The organism is Novosphingobium sp. BL-52-GroH (genome assembly GCF_044813085.1).
Taxonomy (GTDB): Bacteria; Pseudomonadota; Alphaproteobacteria; order Sphingomonadales; family Sphingomonadaceae; genus Novosphingobium.
Genome location: NZ_CP171149.1, coordinates 1,723,376 through 1,738,991 on the forward strand (window position 1 = coordinate 1,723,376; position 15,616 = coordinate 1,738,991).

Below are 15,616 nucleotides of genomic sequence, written 5' to 3' on the forward strand. Positions count from 1 at the left end.
CGCAACGCGGCGTCACCGGCCGTGTCTTGCCGTGCGATGGGCGCGCGCGCCGTTCCGCCGGGTTCGTGCTCTGGCGGAAAGCACCTAGGACGGTTTTCCCACGCCCGGGGGCAAGAAATACAGATATCGAAATGGCTTAGGCCCGCGTTAACCATTGAAAGCTAGCAGCATCGGGCAATCCCGGGGGCTTTCATCCGATGTTCGACGTTCTGCTGTGCATTCACGACCAGCACAACGAGTGGTTCGTCCTGCTCGCTGGCGCAATCTGCGTCATTTCCGCCATGAGCGCGGTCCAACTCCTGCGCCATGCCCGGCACTTGTCCGGCCGGGCGGCGGCGCGATGGATCGCGGGTGCCGGCATAGCCATCGGCTTCGGTATCTGGGCGACCCACTTCGTGGCGATGCTGGGATACGATCCGGGCGTGATCGCCGGTTACCAGATTCCTGCGACCCTCATGTCGCTCATCACCGCGATCGCGATGACGACGATGTCCTTTTCCATAGCCCTTGCCCGCCCCGACGCGAAGGGTCTGGCGGTGGCCAGCCTGCTTGGCGGCTGTGGTATCGCGGCGATGCACTACATCGGCATGTCGGCACTCGAGCTTCCCGCGCAGATCCACTGGAGAAGCGGCTACGTTGCCGTCTCGCTGCTCTTCGCAGTGGTCCCCATGTATCCCGCGCTGGCGCTGGCGGTCGGCGGACGGGCCATCCGCAGCGGCGTGATCGCCGGCCTGATGATGACGCTCTCGATCGTGCTGCTGCACTTCGTGGGGATGACGGCCGCGCGGCTCGTACCCGCGCCGCTGGACTTGCGCACCGGGGTCCTGCTTTCGCGTGACAGCATGGCGGTGGTCATCACCGCCGGCGCGCTGGGACTGCTCATGCTGTGCGCCACGGTGCTGACCATGGCCCGCAAGACCCGCCTGGCGCTCCACGAGACCGAGCGGGACATGAGCATCCTCGTGCAGGGGATCACCGATTGCGCCATCTACAAGCTCGATCGCGGAGGCAAAGTCGCCAACTGGAACGCCGGTGCCCAGCGGTTGAAGGGATATCCGGCGGACGAGGCCATCGGCCTGCCGCTTGCTGCATTCTACACACCGGAGGATCGCGCCGCAGGTCTCCCCGAGCGGGCGATGTCGACCGCCGCGCAATCCGGCAAGTTCAGTGGCGAAGGCTGGCGCATGCGCCGCGACGGCACCCGGTTCTGGGCCCACGTCACCATCGAGAGGATCGCCGACGAACACGGCGACGACATCGGCTTCGCCAAGATCACCCGCGACATGACGCGCTTCAAGGAGGACGAGGACCGGCTCAAGCAAATGGCCGGTCATCTCGACGCGGCTCTTGGCAACATGCACCAGGGTCTGTGCCTCTTCGGCCCGGACAAGCGCCTGCTGCTGGTCAATGCGCGTTTCACCGAAATCTGGGGCGTCGACCGCGAGACCTCGCTCGTCGGCATGACGATCGAGGAAGTCGCCCGCCTGGTGCTCGATGCCAGCGCCTATCCGAAGGTGTCCCAGACGCGGATCGCCGATCTGCGCCTGCAACTGCAGGCATCGGCCGATGCGGGCAATGCCGCGGTCGTTCTCGATCTCGGCGATGCGCTGGTCGTGTCGATGGTCAGCCGGGCGATGGCGGACGGAGGCTGGGTCACCACGTTCGAGGACGTTACCGAACGCCGCCGCTCCGATGCGAAGATCGCTCACATGGCGATGCACGACAGCCTCACCGGGTTGCCCAACCGTTCGAGCTTCGCCCACTGGATCGACGCCGAACTGGAGCAGGCGCGCCACTTCGGGCACCAGGTGACGGCGGTGATGATCGACCTCGACCGATTCAAGGAGATCAACGACACCCGGGGCCATGGCGCCGGCGACGCGGCCTTGCAGCACTTGTCGAAGCGCCTCCTCGAGGTGCTGGCAGAAGGCGAGGTGGTCGCGCGACTGGGCGGTGACGAGTTTGCCGCCGCCAAGCGGTTCAAGGACGAGGCCGACCTGGCCGCTTTCCTCGACCGGCTGGAAGGCTGCTTCGCGACGCCTTTCGGTCCCGAGGACAACAGCTTCTATCTCGGCGCCAGCATCGGCCTCGCGGTATTCCCTCAGGACGGCGAACGGCGCGAGCAACTGCTGAACAACGCCGATCTTGCCATGTATCGTGCCAAGGCGAACGTCGGCGAGCGGATCGCCTACTACGAGCCGGAAATGGACGAGACCGCCCGGGCCCGCCGCCAGATCGCCAACGACCTGCGCCAGGCCATCGACCGGGACGAACTGTCGCTGGTCTATCAGCCGCAGTATGGCCTGGCGACGGGCGAAATGACCGGATACGAGGCGCTGCTGCGTTGGCAGCATCCGACCCGTGGCGCCGTCGCGCCCGACGATTTTATCCCGATCGCCGAGGAAACGGGCGAAATCTTCCGCATCGGCGAATGGGTTCTTCGCGAAGCCTGCGCGGAAGCGGCCGCCTGGCCGAACGGCCTGAAGGTCGCCGTCAACCTGTCGGCCGTCCAGCTTTCACAGAACGACCTCGTCAACGTGGTCCGTGGAATCCTCGTGGAAACCGGGCTGTCGCCGACCCGATTGGAACTGGAAATCACCGAAACCGCGATCATCGCCGACAAGCTGCGCGCGCTGCACCTGCTGCGCCAGATCAAGGCGCTGGGCGTCAGCATTGCGATCGACGATTTCGGAACCGGCTATTCCTCGCTCGACACACTGCATTCGTTCCCGTTCGACAAGATCAAGATCGACAAGTCGTTCCTGATCCGCTCGCAGACGAGCGCGCAGGCCCGCGCGATCATCAAGGCCGTCCTCGCGCTGGGGCAAAGCCTCAACGTGCCGGTCCTGGCCGAAGGCGTGGAGACGCTCGATCAGGTCGATCTGCTCAAGGAACAGGGCTGCGACGAAGCGCAGGGCTACTATTTCGGCCGTCCCGGAGCCTCGCCGAGCCTCGCGTCCGCGCCGATGGAGCGGCGCCAGATCGGCTGATCCGGCTCATCGATGCAGGCGGGTCAAACGGATCGTCACGCCTCGATGCTGAACATCGCTCATCGCGACGTGCAACCCGGATGCTCTGAACATGCCGGGATCGAGGGCCTATCTCGCACGTGCACACTCCGGCACCACGCAGGTCGGCCCAACACCATTCAAAAGGACACTCCATGCAAGTCAAAGCCTATGGCACCCATGCCGCCGACCGTCCGCTCGAGCCGATGGTGATCGAGCGACGCGAGCCAGGTCCCCGCGACGTCGCGATCGAGATCACCTATTGCGGCGTGTGCCACTCGGATCTCCATACCGCGCGGGGCGAATGGGGCGAAACGCCCTATCCCTGCGTGCCGGGACATGAAATCGTCGGCACCGTCCGCAGTGTCGGTGCGGAAGTCACCCGTTTCCAGGTGGGCGATACGGTCGGCGTGGGATGCCTCGTCGACAGTTGCGGCCATTGCGATTCCTGCAAGGAGGATCTTGAGAACTACTGCACGAACGGCTGGACGGGCACGTACGGGGGCCCCACTAAGGACGCCCCCGAACATACGCTGGGCGGCTATTCGCAGGCGATCGTGGTCGACGAGCACTTCGTCCTGAGCATCAGCCATCCCCGGGAGCAACTCGCCGCGGTCGCGCCGCTGCTGTGCGCGGGCATCACCACGTATTCGCCGTTGCGCCACTGGAACGCGGGCCCCGGCAAGAAGGTAGGGGTGGTCGGTATCGGCGGCCTCGGCCACATGGCGATCAAGATCGCGCATGCCATGGGCGCGCACGTCGTCGCCTTCACGTCCACCCCGGCCAAGCGCCAGGACGCGCGGGATCTCGGCGCGGACGAGGCGATCGTATCACGCGACGAGGAGGAAATGGCAGCCCATGCCGGCAGCTTCGACCTCATCATCGACACCGTCGCCGCCAGCCACGACCTCGATACGTACGTCAACCTGCTGCACCGCGACGGCACCCTCGTGCTGCTCGGCGTTCCCGACCAGCCGCACCCGACGCCCAATGTCGGCGGGCTGATCTTCGGGCGCAAGACGATCGCCGGCTCGCTGATCGGCGGCCTTGCCGAAACCCAGGAAATGCTCGACTTCTGCGCAGAGCACGGGATCGTCTCGGATGTCGAGATGATCGAGATGCAGCAGATCGACGAGGCCTACGATCGCATGCAGCGCAGCGACGTGCGGTATCGCTTCGTGATCGACAGCGCCTCGCTGGCCGCGGGAGCAGCCTGAGCCCCGCGCTGGCCCGCCGGCCCGTCTCGAGCGGGCGGGCCAGTGTCCTGGTATCGTGCCGGGCCCGATCGAGACGACAGCTTCAGATGGGCAGGCCGACGTAGTTTTCGGCGATGGCCTGTCGCGCGGCTTCGCTCGATGCGATGTAGTCCAGTTCGGCAACCTGCATGCGGCGTTCGAAGGCGCCATCCTCGGGAAAGCGGTGCATGAGCCGCGTCAGCGACCAACTGAAACGCTCGGCCTTCCACACGCGGGCCAAGGCCTTGTCCGAATAGCCGGCGATGGCGTCGGTGTCGTTCGTGCGCAGATGGGCGACCAGCGCCTGGCTGGCGTAGTGGACGTCGCTGGCCGCGAGATTGAGCCCCTTCGCTCCAGTCGGCGGAACGATGTGGGCGGCATCGCCGCACAGCAAGAGGCGGCCATGGCGCATGGGCTCGGACACGAAAGAGCGCAGCGGCGCGATCGACTTTTCCAGCGAGGGCCCGCGCGTCATGCTCGCCGCCGCCTGCGGACCGAGCCGGATCTCCAGTTCGTCCCACAGCCGATCGTCGCTCCAGTCCTCGACCCGTTCGGTGAGCGGCACGTCGATGTAGTAGCGGCTGCGGGTGCTGGAGCGCATCGAGGCGAGCGCGAACCCGCGTTCGTGGTTGGCGTATATCAATTCGTGGTTGCAAGGCGGCACGTCGGCCAGGATGCCCAGCCAGCCGAACGGATAGACCTTCTCCAGGCTGCGGCCCACCGCGTCCGGGATAGCCCTGCGCGAAGGGCCGTGGAAGCCGTCGCAGCCCACCACGAACTGCGCATCGATGCGCTGCTCGGTGCCATCCTTGCTCCACGTCACACTCGGTGCGTCGCTTTCGATGTCATGGAGCGCGACGTCCTGCACGCCGTAGATGATCTCCAGCCCGAACGAAGGGGCGGCGGCCATCAGGTCGCGCGTGATCTCGGTCTGGCCATAGACCATGACCTGCTTGCCGGTCAGTGCCTCGATGTCGATCCGGATGAGGCGTTCGCCGTCGGCCAGGTTGAAGCCGCCGTGAGGCAGGCCTTCGGCCTTCATGCGGCCATCGATGCCGAGCCGTTCCATGAGCTGGACGGTGATCTGTTCGAGCACGCCGGCGCGGATGCGGGACAGGATGTGGTCCGGGGTCTGGCGCTCGATCACGACGCATTCGATGCCTTCGGCGCGGAGCAGGCTTCCCAGCAGCAGGCCCGAGGGGCCGGCGCCAACGATCGCGACTTGTGTGCGCATGGTCTTGAATCTCCCGGTCGCGCATTCGCTGACGGTGTTGCGCGATGGCATTGGATTGACAGCCGGACGCGGCGGTAGGAAGGGACGAGAGGGCGTCCATCAGGTACTTTCGGGACAAGAAATGACGAAGCCGGCGACAATTCCCAACTTCCTTCTCTACGGCGAGAGCAGCTCCGATTCGCCGGCGCAAATCTCGCATATCGAGACGATCGCGGCGCGCAGCGTGATGTACGACTGGGAGATCACACCGCACCGCCACGCACACTGCATGCAGTTGCTGCTGGTATCGCGCGGGCAAGTCGCTTTTCGCCGCGATCATCTGTCGGGTACGCTGGACGGTCCCTGCTTCGTGTTCGTCCCGGTCGATTGCGTACATGGCTTTCGTTTCGTGCCCGACACCGAAGGGTATGTGCTGAGCTTTTCGTCCGAACTGGTCGCCCGGTGCCAAGGGAGCGCCGATCCGATGCGGGAGTTGATAACCCATGGCGGCCATGGCGTGATCGCACCCGCCGCGGCGGATCGCGTGCGCTGGCTGTGCGCCGAATTGCTCGCGACGATGCAGGACTGGCGCACGCCGCAGCCGTTCTTCCTGGCGCTGGCGGAGGCGCTGGTCCGCTCGCTCATTCCCGAGCATCGCACGACCCCGCAAGGCGATGTCCCGCTTCACGAGGAGCGCCTCGCCCGTTTCCGGCAACTGGTGGAAGTGCATCTGCGCGAGCATCGCGCGGTGGAATGGTACGCAGGCCAGCTCGCGATGAGCGTGCGCGGGCTCTCGCGCCTGTGCCGGGCGGTGCTGGACCGTTCGCCCCAGGAAGTAATCCACGGGCGTCTCGCGCTCGAGGCCAAGCGGCTGCTGACGTTCACGAACGCAAACGTCGTTCAGGTCGCCGAAGAACTGGGCTTTGCCGACCCGTCCTATTTTTCCCGCTTCTACTTGCGTATGACGGGACGCCGGCCAGTCCTCGAAAAGCGCGGTTCGGACTGAAAGGGCCCGAAGTGCGCGACGGCTTATGCCCGCTCCATTTCCAGGGCGCGGTCGATCATCATGCGCGAACGCACGCCCCCGGCATCGATATTGAGCTTGAGCAGGCGCCGCTCGGGATACCGCAGCATGTTCGCCTGCTGCTGTTCGAGCATGTCCAGGTCCTCGCCGAAGATCTTGGCCTGGCCTTCGCGGATCGTGTCGGTCAGCGCGGCGTCGTCGATGCCGAACTGGCGCGCCATGCCCCAGAAGTACCAGTGGGACGTCTCGGTCTCGGGTGTGATGAAGTCGACGACGATGCTGGAGGCCTTGTCCTCCTTCGCCGCATCGTAGCCGCCGCGCCCCGCCAGCGCGACACCGACCTCGATCATGACATGGCTGGGCAGCGAGAAGCGGCAGACCTGCCAGCGGTCGACATCGGCGTCTTCGGGCAGGCCAGCGCCGCGCAGGGCCATGCGCCAGAACGGCGGAGCCTTGATGTTCTCCATATGGCGCATGGTGTGGATCTCGTCGCCTACCACGCGGGTGTGGACGGGAGCTTCGTCGATTTCCTTCTGGCCGATGCTGGAGGCATGGACATAAGTCTCGTGCGTGAGGTCCATGAGATTGTCGATCATCAGGCGGTAGTCGCACTGAATGTGATAGAGCCCTCCGCCATAGGCCCACTCGTCGCTTTCCGCCCACTCCAGATGGTGGAGCTTGGCCGGATCGGCGTCCTCGCGATTGCCCGGCCAGACCCAGATGAAGCCGTAGCGCTCGATCACCGCGAAGGCGCGGATCGGGGGGAAGCCCTTGACGCGCTGGCCCGGCATGTCGAGCGCCTCCCCGTCGCAGCCCATCGCCAGGCCATGATAACCGCAGACCAGCGCCCCTTCACGCATGAAGCCCAGCGACAGTGGCGCACCGCGATGGGGGCAGAAATCCTCGACCGCGGCGGCCTTGCCGTCCGGCCCGCGGAAAAAGACGATGCGCTCGCCGCAGATCTGCCGGCCGAGCGGCTTCCCCTCGATCTCGTCGGGCGTACAGGCCACGTACCAGGCATTGACGGGCCAAGGCTTGGCAGCGGCATCGGAGGACGACATCATTAAGCTCCTGGCAGGGACTATCGGGACAAAGACTAAAGAGCCAGCTCGGGGCGGCCGCATAACGGATCGACCGGACTAACCCCCTGGAAATCCGCCTTGCCGAGCAAGGCTGCCACCAGGGCACGCTGGACTGACGGTATACCCGTATAGGCATTGACGTAAGTCGGGACCCACGGAGCATCGTACAACAGGTAGGGATGACCGAAGGAGATCATCAGTGTGGGGATGTCGACGTAGCGTTGCATCGCCCGCTTGGCGCTGCCGTGCAGCGAGGGCCAGTCGATTCGGTTGGCGGCGATGACGGGCGTGGATTCGCGGCCGACCGCGTAGAGCAGCAGGTCGGTGTCGTCCGGCGTCGGCGGATGTTCCGGATCGTAGGCGCGCACCGTGAAGCCGGCATCCTCCAGCGCTGTAACCAGTGGCGCGAAGGAGCGCTTGGGTGCGCCATCGAGGAACACCTCCTCGTGCGCATTCGCGGCCAGGACGATGCGGCGGTGGCGGGCCGGCTCGAGCGGGAGCAGATCCGGCACGTCCTTGACGAGCGTGAGCGACCGTGCCGCCGCCTGCTCGGCCAGCGCCAGCGATTGCGGCGCGCCCAGCAGCAGCGCCGCTTCCTCCATTTGCGCCAGCCGGTCCTCGACGCTCAGGCGGTGGAGGCCTAGCAGCGCCTTGAGCGTGAGGATGCGGGTGACGGCTTCGTCGAGGCGCGCTTCGGAGAGCAAGCCGGAGCGGAGGCCTTCGCGCATGTGCGCCATATCGGCGGCGGGCGCGCGGCTGAACAGGAACATGTCGCAACCCGCCGCGATCACGGCGGGGACCGCCTGCGCGCGTGGCATCCAGCTAGTGAGCCCGCCCATGACGGTCGCATCGCTGACCAGCAGGCCACGGAAGCCCAGTTCGCCGCGCAGCAGGTCGATGTTCAGCGCCGCCGAAGCGCTTGCCGGGGCATAGGCCGCGCGGCCCGCATCGCCGCGCTGGTGGTGGTAGGCGGGCAGGGCGATATGCCCGGCCATGATCGTCATCACGCCGCCGTCGATGAGAGCGCGGTAGATGCGCCCGAAGGTCGTGCGCCAGGCGTCCATGTCCAGCGGGTTGACGGTGGTGAGCAGGTGCTGATCGCGCTCGTCGAAACCTTCGCCGGGCCAGTGCTTCGCGGTGGCCGCGAGGCCCGCGCTCTGGGTGCCGGCGATATGGGCGGCGGCATGGGCCAGCACGCGCTCGGGATTGGAACCGAACGAGCGGGTGCCCACGATCGTGCTGCGGAACGCCGCGTTGACGTCGACCACCGGCGCGAACGACCAGTTGTAGCCGACGGCGCGGGCTTCGAGAGCGATCAGGCGGGCGAGCCTGGCGGTCAGCGCCGGATCGTCGCAGGCGGCGATGCCGAGCTGGTTCGGCAACGACGTCGCGAAGCCGAGGCTGACCTCGCCGCCTTCGATGTCGCCGCTGATGAGCGGAGGGATGGTCGCTTCCTCGAACAGGCGGCGGGTGATTGCGCGCGCATGGTCGAGGTCGGCTCCGGGGAAGCGGTGATAGCCGCCCGCGCCGTTGCCGATGACCTCGGCAACCTGGTCCGCGCCGTCGTTGACGCCGAAGTTAAAGAGTTGGGCGATGGCGGCATCGGTCGAAAGCGAGGCGCGGGTACGGGAAACCCACTCGCTCTCGTCGGGCGTAAGGTCGCGCCAGACGGCGGGTTCGGGCTGGAACGTGGGGATGTCAGACATGGGTTGCCTCGGCGCGCTCGGCGGCTTCCAGGCGGGCGATGGCGGCAGGGTGCCGGACCAGCGCCAGCGCGATGAAGGCCAGCGCAAGCGGGGATGCGACCGCAGCGACCAGCGACAGCGACTTGGGCAATGCCATCGGATCGCCGAAGACGTGGTCGGTCGCCAGCGCGATCGCGGTCGGGCCCAGACCCGCGCCGATCAGGTTGACGCCGAGCATATAGCAGGCAGCGATCTGGGCGCGCATCCGGTTGGGAGTGATTTCCTGAAGGGCGGCGTAGCCACCACCGAAGGGGAAGCCGGCGAAGAAGATCATGACGCCGATCGTCGCGAGCGCGCTCTGCCCGGTCGGCATCATCGGAAAGACGATGGTGAGCGGGACCAGCACAGCGAAGCCGAAAGTCGCGGCGATCAGGTTGGCGCGGACGTGGCCACGGCGGCGCAGTGCGCTGGCGACGAAGCCGCCCGAAAGCGTGCCGGCCATGCCGCACAGGAATACCACGAGGCCGTACTGGAAGCCGATCTCGGTCGAGGTCCAGCCATAGCGGCGCTCGAAGAAGGCAGGCAGCCAGGCGGTGCTGCCCTGGCCCACCAGGATCATCAGCGACAGGCCGATGATGATGCCGACGTAGCTGCCGAGCGAGGCCTTCACATGGCGCGCCATCTCGGAGAAAGGCAGCGATACCGGCTTGCCGACGACACCGCGCCGGGCTGGCTCGCGGATGGTGAGCGCTACGAAGCCCAGCAGCAGGCCGGGCGTGCCCACGATCAGGAAGGTCGCCTGCCAAGGCTTGATCGTGCCGATCAGGGGCAGGGCGATCGCGCCCATGTCGCTGAGCGACTGGATCACCATGCCGCCCAGGATCAGCGCCATGCCGCCGCCGATGTAGATGCCCATCGAGAAGATGCCGAGCGCTGCGGGCAGGCGGTCGCGCGGGAAGTAGTCGGCGAGGATCGATTGTGCCGAAGGGGTCAGCCCCGCTTCGCCCGCGCCGACGCCGACGCGCGCGAGGAACAGCATCCCGGCCGAGCGGGCGAGGCCGCAGACAGCCGTCATGAAGCTCCACACCACGATCGAGCCGACGATGATGTTGCGCCGGTTCGACCGGTCGGCGAAGCGCGCCATCGGCAGGCCGATCGCGACGTAGAACAGCGAGAAGCTGAAGCCGTAGAGCAGGCTGATGACCGTGTCCGACACCGCGAGGTCGGCCTTGAGCGGCTCGACCAGCAGCGCCAGAACCTGGCGGTCGACGAAGGCGAAGCTGTTCGCCAGCGTCAGGATGATCGCCACGTACCAGGCATAGGCGCCGTAGCGCGGCCCGGTGTCTTGTCCGGTCATGGCTTTACCTCGAGAAGGATGCGCCGGTAGCGCGTGATCGGCATGGCGCCGTCATCGGTGGCTTCCAGGACGATGTGATAGGAAATGGGTTGCGCGGCAGCCGGGATGGTGACTTGCGCGCGGGGGCCGTCGCTTCCCGCGATCGCCAGCGGCGCCAGGCCGAAGACGCCGGAGGGCTCGAGATAGTGCCACCAGCGATAGCGCAGGGTGTTGCCGTCCGGGTCGCAAGAGCCGGTGGCGTCGAGCGTCACGGTCTCGCCAGGGTGCGCCTGCACGGTGACGGGAGCGAGGCCGCCGTTGCCGTCCACGAGCAGCACCGGTGGATGATTGGCGCGGGCATAGTCCGGGGTGGTCGACCACTCGATCCGTGCGGCGAAATCGCGCTGGAACGCATCGCGCCAGCGGAACACGCCCACCTGGTTGCTGCGGAAATAACTGCCGTCGGGAAACGTCGCCTCTTCAACCGCATCGCCGTAGTGGCCGGCGGAGAGGTCCGACAGCCTGTAGCGGCCGCCCCAGCTGCCGTATTCGGGATGGCCGGCCTCGTTCAACCCGTTGGGGATGAGGTAGAGGAAGGCGGGGGTGTCCCCCTCCATGATGACCGCGCGCTTAGGGTAGAGGGCGCCGAGCGGGCCCTTGCCTTCGATATGTTCGGCGCGCCAAGCGTCGCTCACCATGTCGACGTAGGGCCACTTCTGGAGTCGGATGATGTCGCCCGAAATGCCGTTCCAGGCGGCCATCGAATATTCGTTCCAGCCATGTACGCTGCCGATCCAGAACAGCTGCGAAAAGGTGCGCCTTATCCACGGCCCGGCATCGTCCTGGTCGGAGATCGAATAGACCCGAAGGCGCGACAGGAACGCCGCGACCTGCTCGGGCGTGCGGGTGGCGCGCACATGCCATAGCGCCTGCGCGAGATCGGCGGCGCCGCCCCAGACCGAAATCCACAGCGGGCGCTCGTCGGCACGGTCGACGGCGGCGACGATCAGGCGGGAGGCGTCGGTGTCGTGCCCTTCGCCCACGCCAGTCATGCCATAGGCGGCGGAACCGCTGCGCACGAGACCCGCGAGCTTCGCGGCATCGGGATAGCCCGGTTCGTGGCGGCGCAAGTTGGCGACGATTTTGCCGTAAGCGGCGATCGGCGCTTCGATGAGCGCCGGCTGCACCTTGTCGCGTTGCCAGACCGACGTCGTGGCGACGATGCCCTCTATGTCGAACTGGTTGGCGTAGAGCAGGAAGCGCACGAAGGACTGGGAATCATCGGGTTCGTTACCGATGTCGCTCAGCACCAGGATGCGCGGCTTCTCGATCGGCGCCGGGATGCACCGCCCCACAGCCGCGTCGGCGGCAACCGGCGCACCAAGGCCCAGCAGGCTAGCGAGGCCGATGGTCAGCAGGCCGGTCTTAGGCATCGATACCCCGTTTCGAGAAAAGTGGCCGCCGGGACCGCGCGAGCGCGTTCCCGGCGTGGCCGGCATCAGAAGTTGGCGCCGAGCCGTACGCCCGCATAGCGGTGCGCATCGCGGCTGTACCAGCCCGAAACGGCAGCCTTGGTGCCCCACCGGCCGCTGTAGTCGGTGATGTTGGACACGTAGCTCTTGTCGGTCACGTTGTTGACGAAGACCGTGATCGAATAGCGGCCGTCCTTCGGGGCGAGCCCGGCGGTGAGGTTGAGGATGCCGTAGGCATCCTGCACCGCGCGAGGGCTGTGGTTGGGATCGAAGTTGATCTTGCTCTGGTAGTTGAAGGTCGCACCCAGGGCGAGATCCCAGTCGGCGTTGACATCGACCTTCTGGTCGAGGCCGACGTTGAACTTCCAGCGCGGCGAACGCGGCAGCGATACGCCCGACAGGTCCTGCGACGAGGCGCCGTTGGTGGTGGTGCAACCCTGCGCGGCCGTCTGGCCCGAGTAGCAGACCGCGCCGGCGAAGTTGTCGTAGCGCGACTTGACCCAGGCACCGCTGAAGTTGACGGTCAGGTCGTGCATCGGGCGCAGCACGCCGTCCACTTCCACGCCGCGCGTGGTGGCGCGCGCAGCGTTGCGCACGTCGAAAGTCGTCGCGCCGAGCGGATTACTGTAGTCGAGCGACTGCACCTGGAAGTTCGAGTAGCGCGAATAGAACGCCGCGACGTTGAGCGAGAGGACGCGATCGAAGAAGTCGCCCTTGAGGCCAAGTTCGAAGCTGTCCACCTTCTCGCGGCCCACAGGATTGAAGGTATTGGTCGCGGTGACGGCGCCGTCGAGGTTCCAGATCTCGGGCTTGTAGCCGCGCGAATAGGTACCGTAGACGTTGGCGAGATCGCCGAGCGCCTGCTTGAGCGTGACGTCACCCACCCAGGTCGACTTGGTGCTGCTGTCCTTGCGCACGAACTGGATCAGGTTCGGCCCGGTCTGCTGCGGCGTCTGCAACTCGTAGGTGTAGGCGATCTTGTCGCGGTTGAGGCGCAGGCCGGTGATGAGCGTCGTGGTGTCGGTGACCTTCCAGTCCGCGCGGGCATAAGCGGCATAGGTCTGGTTGTTGGGAGGACGACGCGCGGCGAACAGCAAGGGTGCGAACCCGAAGGTGCGGCGATCGAACTGATAGCCGGACTTCTGCTGGTCGTAGTAGAGCCCGGCGATGAAGCGCATGAAGCCCAGGTCCGGCGAGACGACCTTGAATTCCTGGCTTACGCCCTTGATGTCGAGATCGAAGGTCTGAATGTTGTTGAACGAGTTGGCGCCGCCTGTGAGGATCGAGACCCAGTCGGCATCGACGTTGTAGAGGTCCTGGCGCAGGAAGCGCTTTTCGGTCTGGCGCGCTGTGATCGAGCTGAGCGTGAAGTCGCCCAGGCGATAGTCCAGCGTCAGGCTGTAGAGCTGGTCCTTGACGTTCTGGCCGGGGGTGGTGATCGTCGCATAGTCGGTGTTGCCGGCCTGCGGGGTGATGCCCGGCAGCGCGATCGACTGGGCGACGAAGCCACGGAACTGCGCGGTCGGGTCGACATTGATGTAGGCCTGGAACGAACCCTTGTCGCGCGAATGGACGAACGTGCCCGCCAGCGTGATGTCGAGGTTGTCGGTGGGCTGGAACAGCAGCTTGCCGCGCACGCCCTGCGACGAGGACTCGTCGTGCTTGCCGGTAGTCAGGTTCTTAGTCAGAAACTGGGTCTTGCCCGCGAAGCCCGAGAGACTGAACGAGATGTTGTCGGAGATCGGGCCGGCGAGGAAGGCCGAGCCGCGGAATTCGTTGTCGGTCGTCGCAGTCAGGGTCATGTCGCCCTGCAGCCTGTCGGACGGCTTGCGGGTGACGATATTGATGACGCCGATCGAGGCGGTGCGGCCACCCAGGGTCGACTGCGGGCCGCGCAACACTTCGACGTTCTGGATATCGGCAAGCTGTTTAGCGATCAACGATTCCGGTGCGATGGTGACGCCATCGATCATCACTGCGACGCCGCTGGGCGCGCCGATGCCCAGCACGTCGGTGCTGATGCCGCGCATGGTGAAGCTGGGGCGCAGCGCCGTACCCGAAGGCAGTGCGGTGAGCGAAGGCACCGACTTGCCCATGTCGTCGAGCGTGTTGATGCCCGCCTTCTGGAGGTTCTCGGAGCTGACGACCGCGACGGAAACCGGCGATTCACGTAGAGAAACCGTGCGTTTTTGTGCAGTTACGACGATTTCTTCGGACACAGCCGGAGCTGCACCACCAGCTTGGTCGGCGGCCTGATCGGCAGGTGCAGTCTGCGCATGGGCGGTCGCTATGCTGATGGCGATCACGGGAATCGAGGCCATGGTGGCCGAAAGCGAAATCTTCAAAATATCCTCCCCACAGGCACGGCAAGCTCGGTTGCCGAGTTGTTCGTGATGAAGGCTTGATAGTGGTTTAGCGGTAATCCTGTCAACGCAATTTGGTCGGAGTTCGTGCGTAAACCGAAATGCGGTCAGGCGAGCGGCGGTGCAGTCGATTCCCGTTCTATCAGTTCGTAGGGGAGATAATCCGCCACCAGTCGCTTCGGCGCGTCGGGCGCCTGGGGGGCTCGCGTCGCCTGGATCGCCAGTGTGGCGGCACGTTCGGCGATCAGTGCGACGGGCTGGCGCACGGTGGTGAGGGTGGGCCACAGCTTCACGGCTATGGGGGTATCGTCGAAGCCCGCGACCGAGAGATTGCGGGGGACGCGCAAGCCACGGCGGTGGGCCAGCGAGACGATCGCGGCGGCCATGTCGTCGTTGCTGGCGAAGATCGCGGTGGGGCGTTCCTCGAGGCCCAGGAGGTATTCGGCGGCGGCCAGGCCCGATTCGTACGTCAGGTCACCAGGGGCGACAAGCGCCTGATTCCAAGGTATTTCTGCTTCGTCGAGGGCCGCGCGGTAGCCGCCTTGGCGGGTATGGCTGATGATGTGGGTCTCGGGTCCGCGGACGAAACCGATCCGCCGGTGGCCGAGGCCGATGAGGTATCGCGTCATATCTCGCGCGGCGGCGAAGTCGTCGATGCGGACGGTCGGTAGGTTGGGCAGGGCATCGCCCGAGGACATCGCCATGATCGGCACCGGAACCTGGGCCCCGATATTGGTGCGACTGATGACTTCGCAATAGGGCGGCGCGGCAAGGATCGTGCTGGCGCCGCTGCGCACCAGCGATTCCAGCGCTTCGCGGATACGGGCCGGGTCCACCGCGTCGATACGGTGCAGCAGGAGCTGGGCTCCCAGGTTTGTCGTCGCGGCCAGGGTGCCGACCAGGATCGAGCTGAGGAAGGCGTTCTCTGCCGTGCCGACCAGCAGCCCGAGCCTTACGGTTGCAGCGCTGGCGAGCGCCTGCGCTGCGATATTCGGCTTGTATCCGAGTTCCTTGACAGCCGCCATCACGGCCTCGCGCGTGCTTTCGCGGACCTTGCGGCGGCCGTTGATGACGTTGGATACGGTCATGGCGGAAACCCCGGCATGGTCCGCTACCGCCTGGATGTTCACGCCCTGGTTCGCGCGCCGCGACGCTCTGGCCATTCCCTGTAATTTTCCTTTTCGAAAGCTTGCCCTGT

General features: G+C 66.0%; 10 protein-coding genes. 3 read left to right on the forward strand and 7 right to left on the reverse strand.

The window, feature by feature from the left end:
- Positions 1-197: 197 nt before the first annotated feature.
- Together ACFFDA_RS07430 and ACFFDA_RS07435 are read left to right on the forward strand one after the other, a co-directional pair.
- Positions 198-2,990, forward strand: a complete 2,793-nt coding sequence (locus ACFFDA_RS07430; protein WP_404477423.1) for an EAL domain-containing protein — start codon at positions 198-200, stop codon at positions 2,988-2,990.
- Positions 2,991-3,163: 173 nt separating this feature from the next.
- A complete protein-coding gene (locus ACFFDA_RS07435) occupies positions 3,164-4,225 on the forward strand; it encodes an NAD(P)-dependent alcohol dehydrogenase (protein WP_404477425.1) in 1,062 nt (353 codons plus the stop codon).
- Between the two features lie 82 nt (positions 4,226-4,307).
- Here the strand turns inward: ACFFDA_RS07435 and pobA are convergent, their stop codons facing one another.
- Entirely contained in the window at positions 4,308-5,477 is a 1,170-nt protein-coding gene (gene pobA / locus ACFFDA_RS07440; RefSeq protein WP_404477426.1) for a 4-hydroxybenzoate 3-monooxygenase, read from the reverse strand.
- 121 nt (positions 5,478-5,598) lie between these two features.
- Here pobA and ACFFDA_RS07445 point away from each other — a divergent pair, with 121 nt between their 5' ends.
- The gene (locus ACFFDA_RS07445) at positions 5,599-6,462 is read left to right on the forward strand and encodes a helix-turn-helix domain-containing protein (RefSeq protein WP_404477427.1); all 864 of its coding nucleotides are present in this window, start codon (positions 5,599-5,601) and stop codon (positions 6,460-6,462) included.
- Positions 6,463-6,485: 23 nt separating this feature from the next.
- Here the strand turns inward: ACFFDA_RS07445 and ACFFDA_RS07450 are convergent, their stop codons facing one another.
- The 6 genes from ACFFDA_RS07450 to ACFFDA_RS07475 all read right to left on the reverse strand — a co-directional run bounded on the left by ACFFDA_RS07450 (position 6,486) and on the right by ACFFDA_RS07475 (position 15,581).
- On the reverse strand, positions 6,486-7,544 hold the full coding sequence (locus tag ACFFDA_RS07450; RefSeq protein ID WP_404477428.1) for a Rieske 2Fe-2S domain-containing protein: 1,059 nt from the start codon (positions 7,542-7,544) through the stop codon (positions 6,486-6,488).
- A 32-nt stretch (positions 7,545-7,576) separates the two neighbouring features.
- Complete coding sequence (locus tag ACFFDA_RS07455) at positions 7,577-9,268, reverse strand: glycoside hydrolase family 3 protein (RefSeq protein ID WP_404477430.1); 1,692 nt, start codon at positions 9,266-9,268, stop codon at positions 7,577-7,579.
- Entirely contained in the window at positions 9,261-10,604 is a 1,344-nt protein-coding gene (locus ACFFDA_RS07460; protein WP_404477432.1) for a spinster family MFS transporter, read from the reverse strand. Before ACFFDA_RS07460 ends, ACFFDA_RS07455 begins: the two co-directional genes overlap by 8 nt.
- The gene (locus tag ACFFDA_RS07465; RefSeq protein WP_404477434.1) at positions 10,601-12,016 is read right to left on the reverse strand and encodes a nucleoside hydrolase-like domain-containing protein; all 1,416 of its coding nucleotides are present in this window, start codon (positions 12,014-12,016) and stop codon (positions 10,601-10,603) included. Before ACFFDA_RS07465 ends, ACFFDA_RS07460 begins: the two co-directional genes overlap by 4 nt.
- 65 nt (positions 12,017-12,081) lie before the next feature.
- On the reverse strand, positions 12,082-14,400 hold the full coding sequence (locus ACFFDA_RS07470; protein ID WP_404477436.1) for a TonB-dependent receptor: 2,319 nt from the start codon (positions 14,398-14,400) through the stop codon (positions 12,082-12,084).
- 125 nt (positions 14,401-14,525) lie between these two features.
- A complete protein-coding gene (locus tag ACFFDA_RS07475; protein ID WP_404477437.1) occupies positions 14,526-15,581 on the reverse strand; it encodes a LacI family DNA-binding transcriptional regulator in 1,056 nt (351 codons plus the stop codon).
- Positions 15,582-15,616: the final 35 nt, after the last annotated feature.

Coding starts and splice junctions, on each gene's coding strand:
- ACFFDA_RS07445 (WP_404477427.1), top strand. CDS start 5,599: ATGACGAAGCCGGCGACAATTCCCAACTTCCTTCTCTACGGCGAGAGC.
- ACFFDA_RS07475 (WP_404477437.1), bottom strand. CDS start 15,581: ATGGCCAGAGCGTCGCGGCGCGCGAACCAGGGCGTGAACATCCAGGCG.
- pobA (WP_404477426.1), bottom strand. CDS start 5,477: ATGCGCACACAAGTCGCGATCGTTGGCGCCGGCCCCTCGGGCCTGCTG.
- ACFFDA_RS07455 (WP_404477430.1), bottom strand. CDS start 9,268: ATGTCTGACATCCCCACGTTCCAGCCCGAACCCGCCGTCTGGCGCGAC.
- ACFFDA_RS07435 (WP_404477425.1), top strand. CDS start 3,164: ATGCAAGTCAAAGCCTATGGCACCCATGCCGCCGACCGTCCGCTCGAG.
- ACFFDA_RS07450 (WP_404477428.1), bottom strand. CDS start 7,544: ATGATGTCGTCCTCCGATGCCGCTGCCAAGCCTTGGCCCGTCAATGCC.
- ACFFDA_RS07465 (WP_404477434.1), bottom strand. CDS start 12,016: ATGCCTAAGACCGGCCTGCTGACCATCGGCCTCGCTAGCCTGCTGGGC.
- ACFFDA_RS07430 (WP_404477423.1), top strand. CDS start 198: ATGTTCGACGTTCTGCTGTGCATTCACGACCAGCACAACGAGTGGTTC.
- ACFFDA_RS07460 (WP_404477432.1), bottom strand. CDS start 10,604: ATGACCGGACAAGACACCGGGCCGCGCTACGGCGCCTATGCCTGGTAC.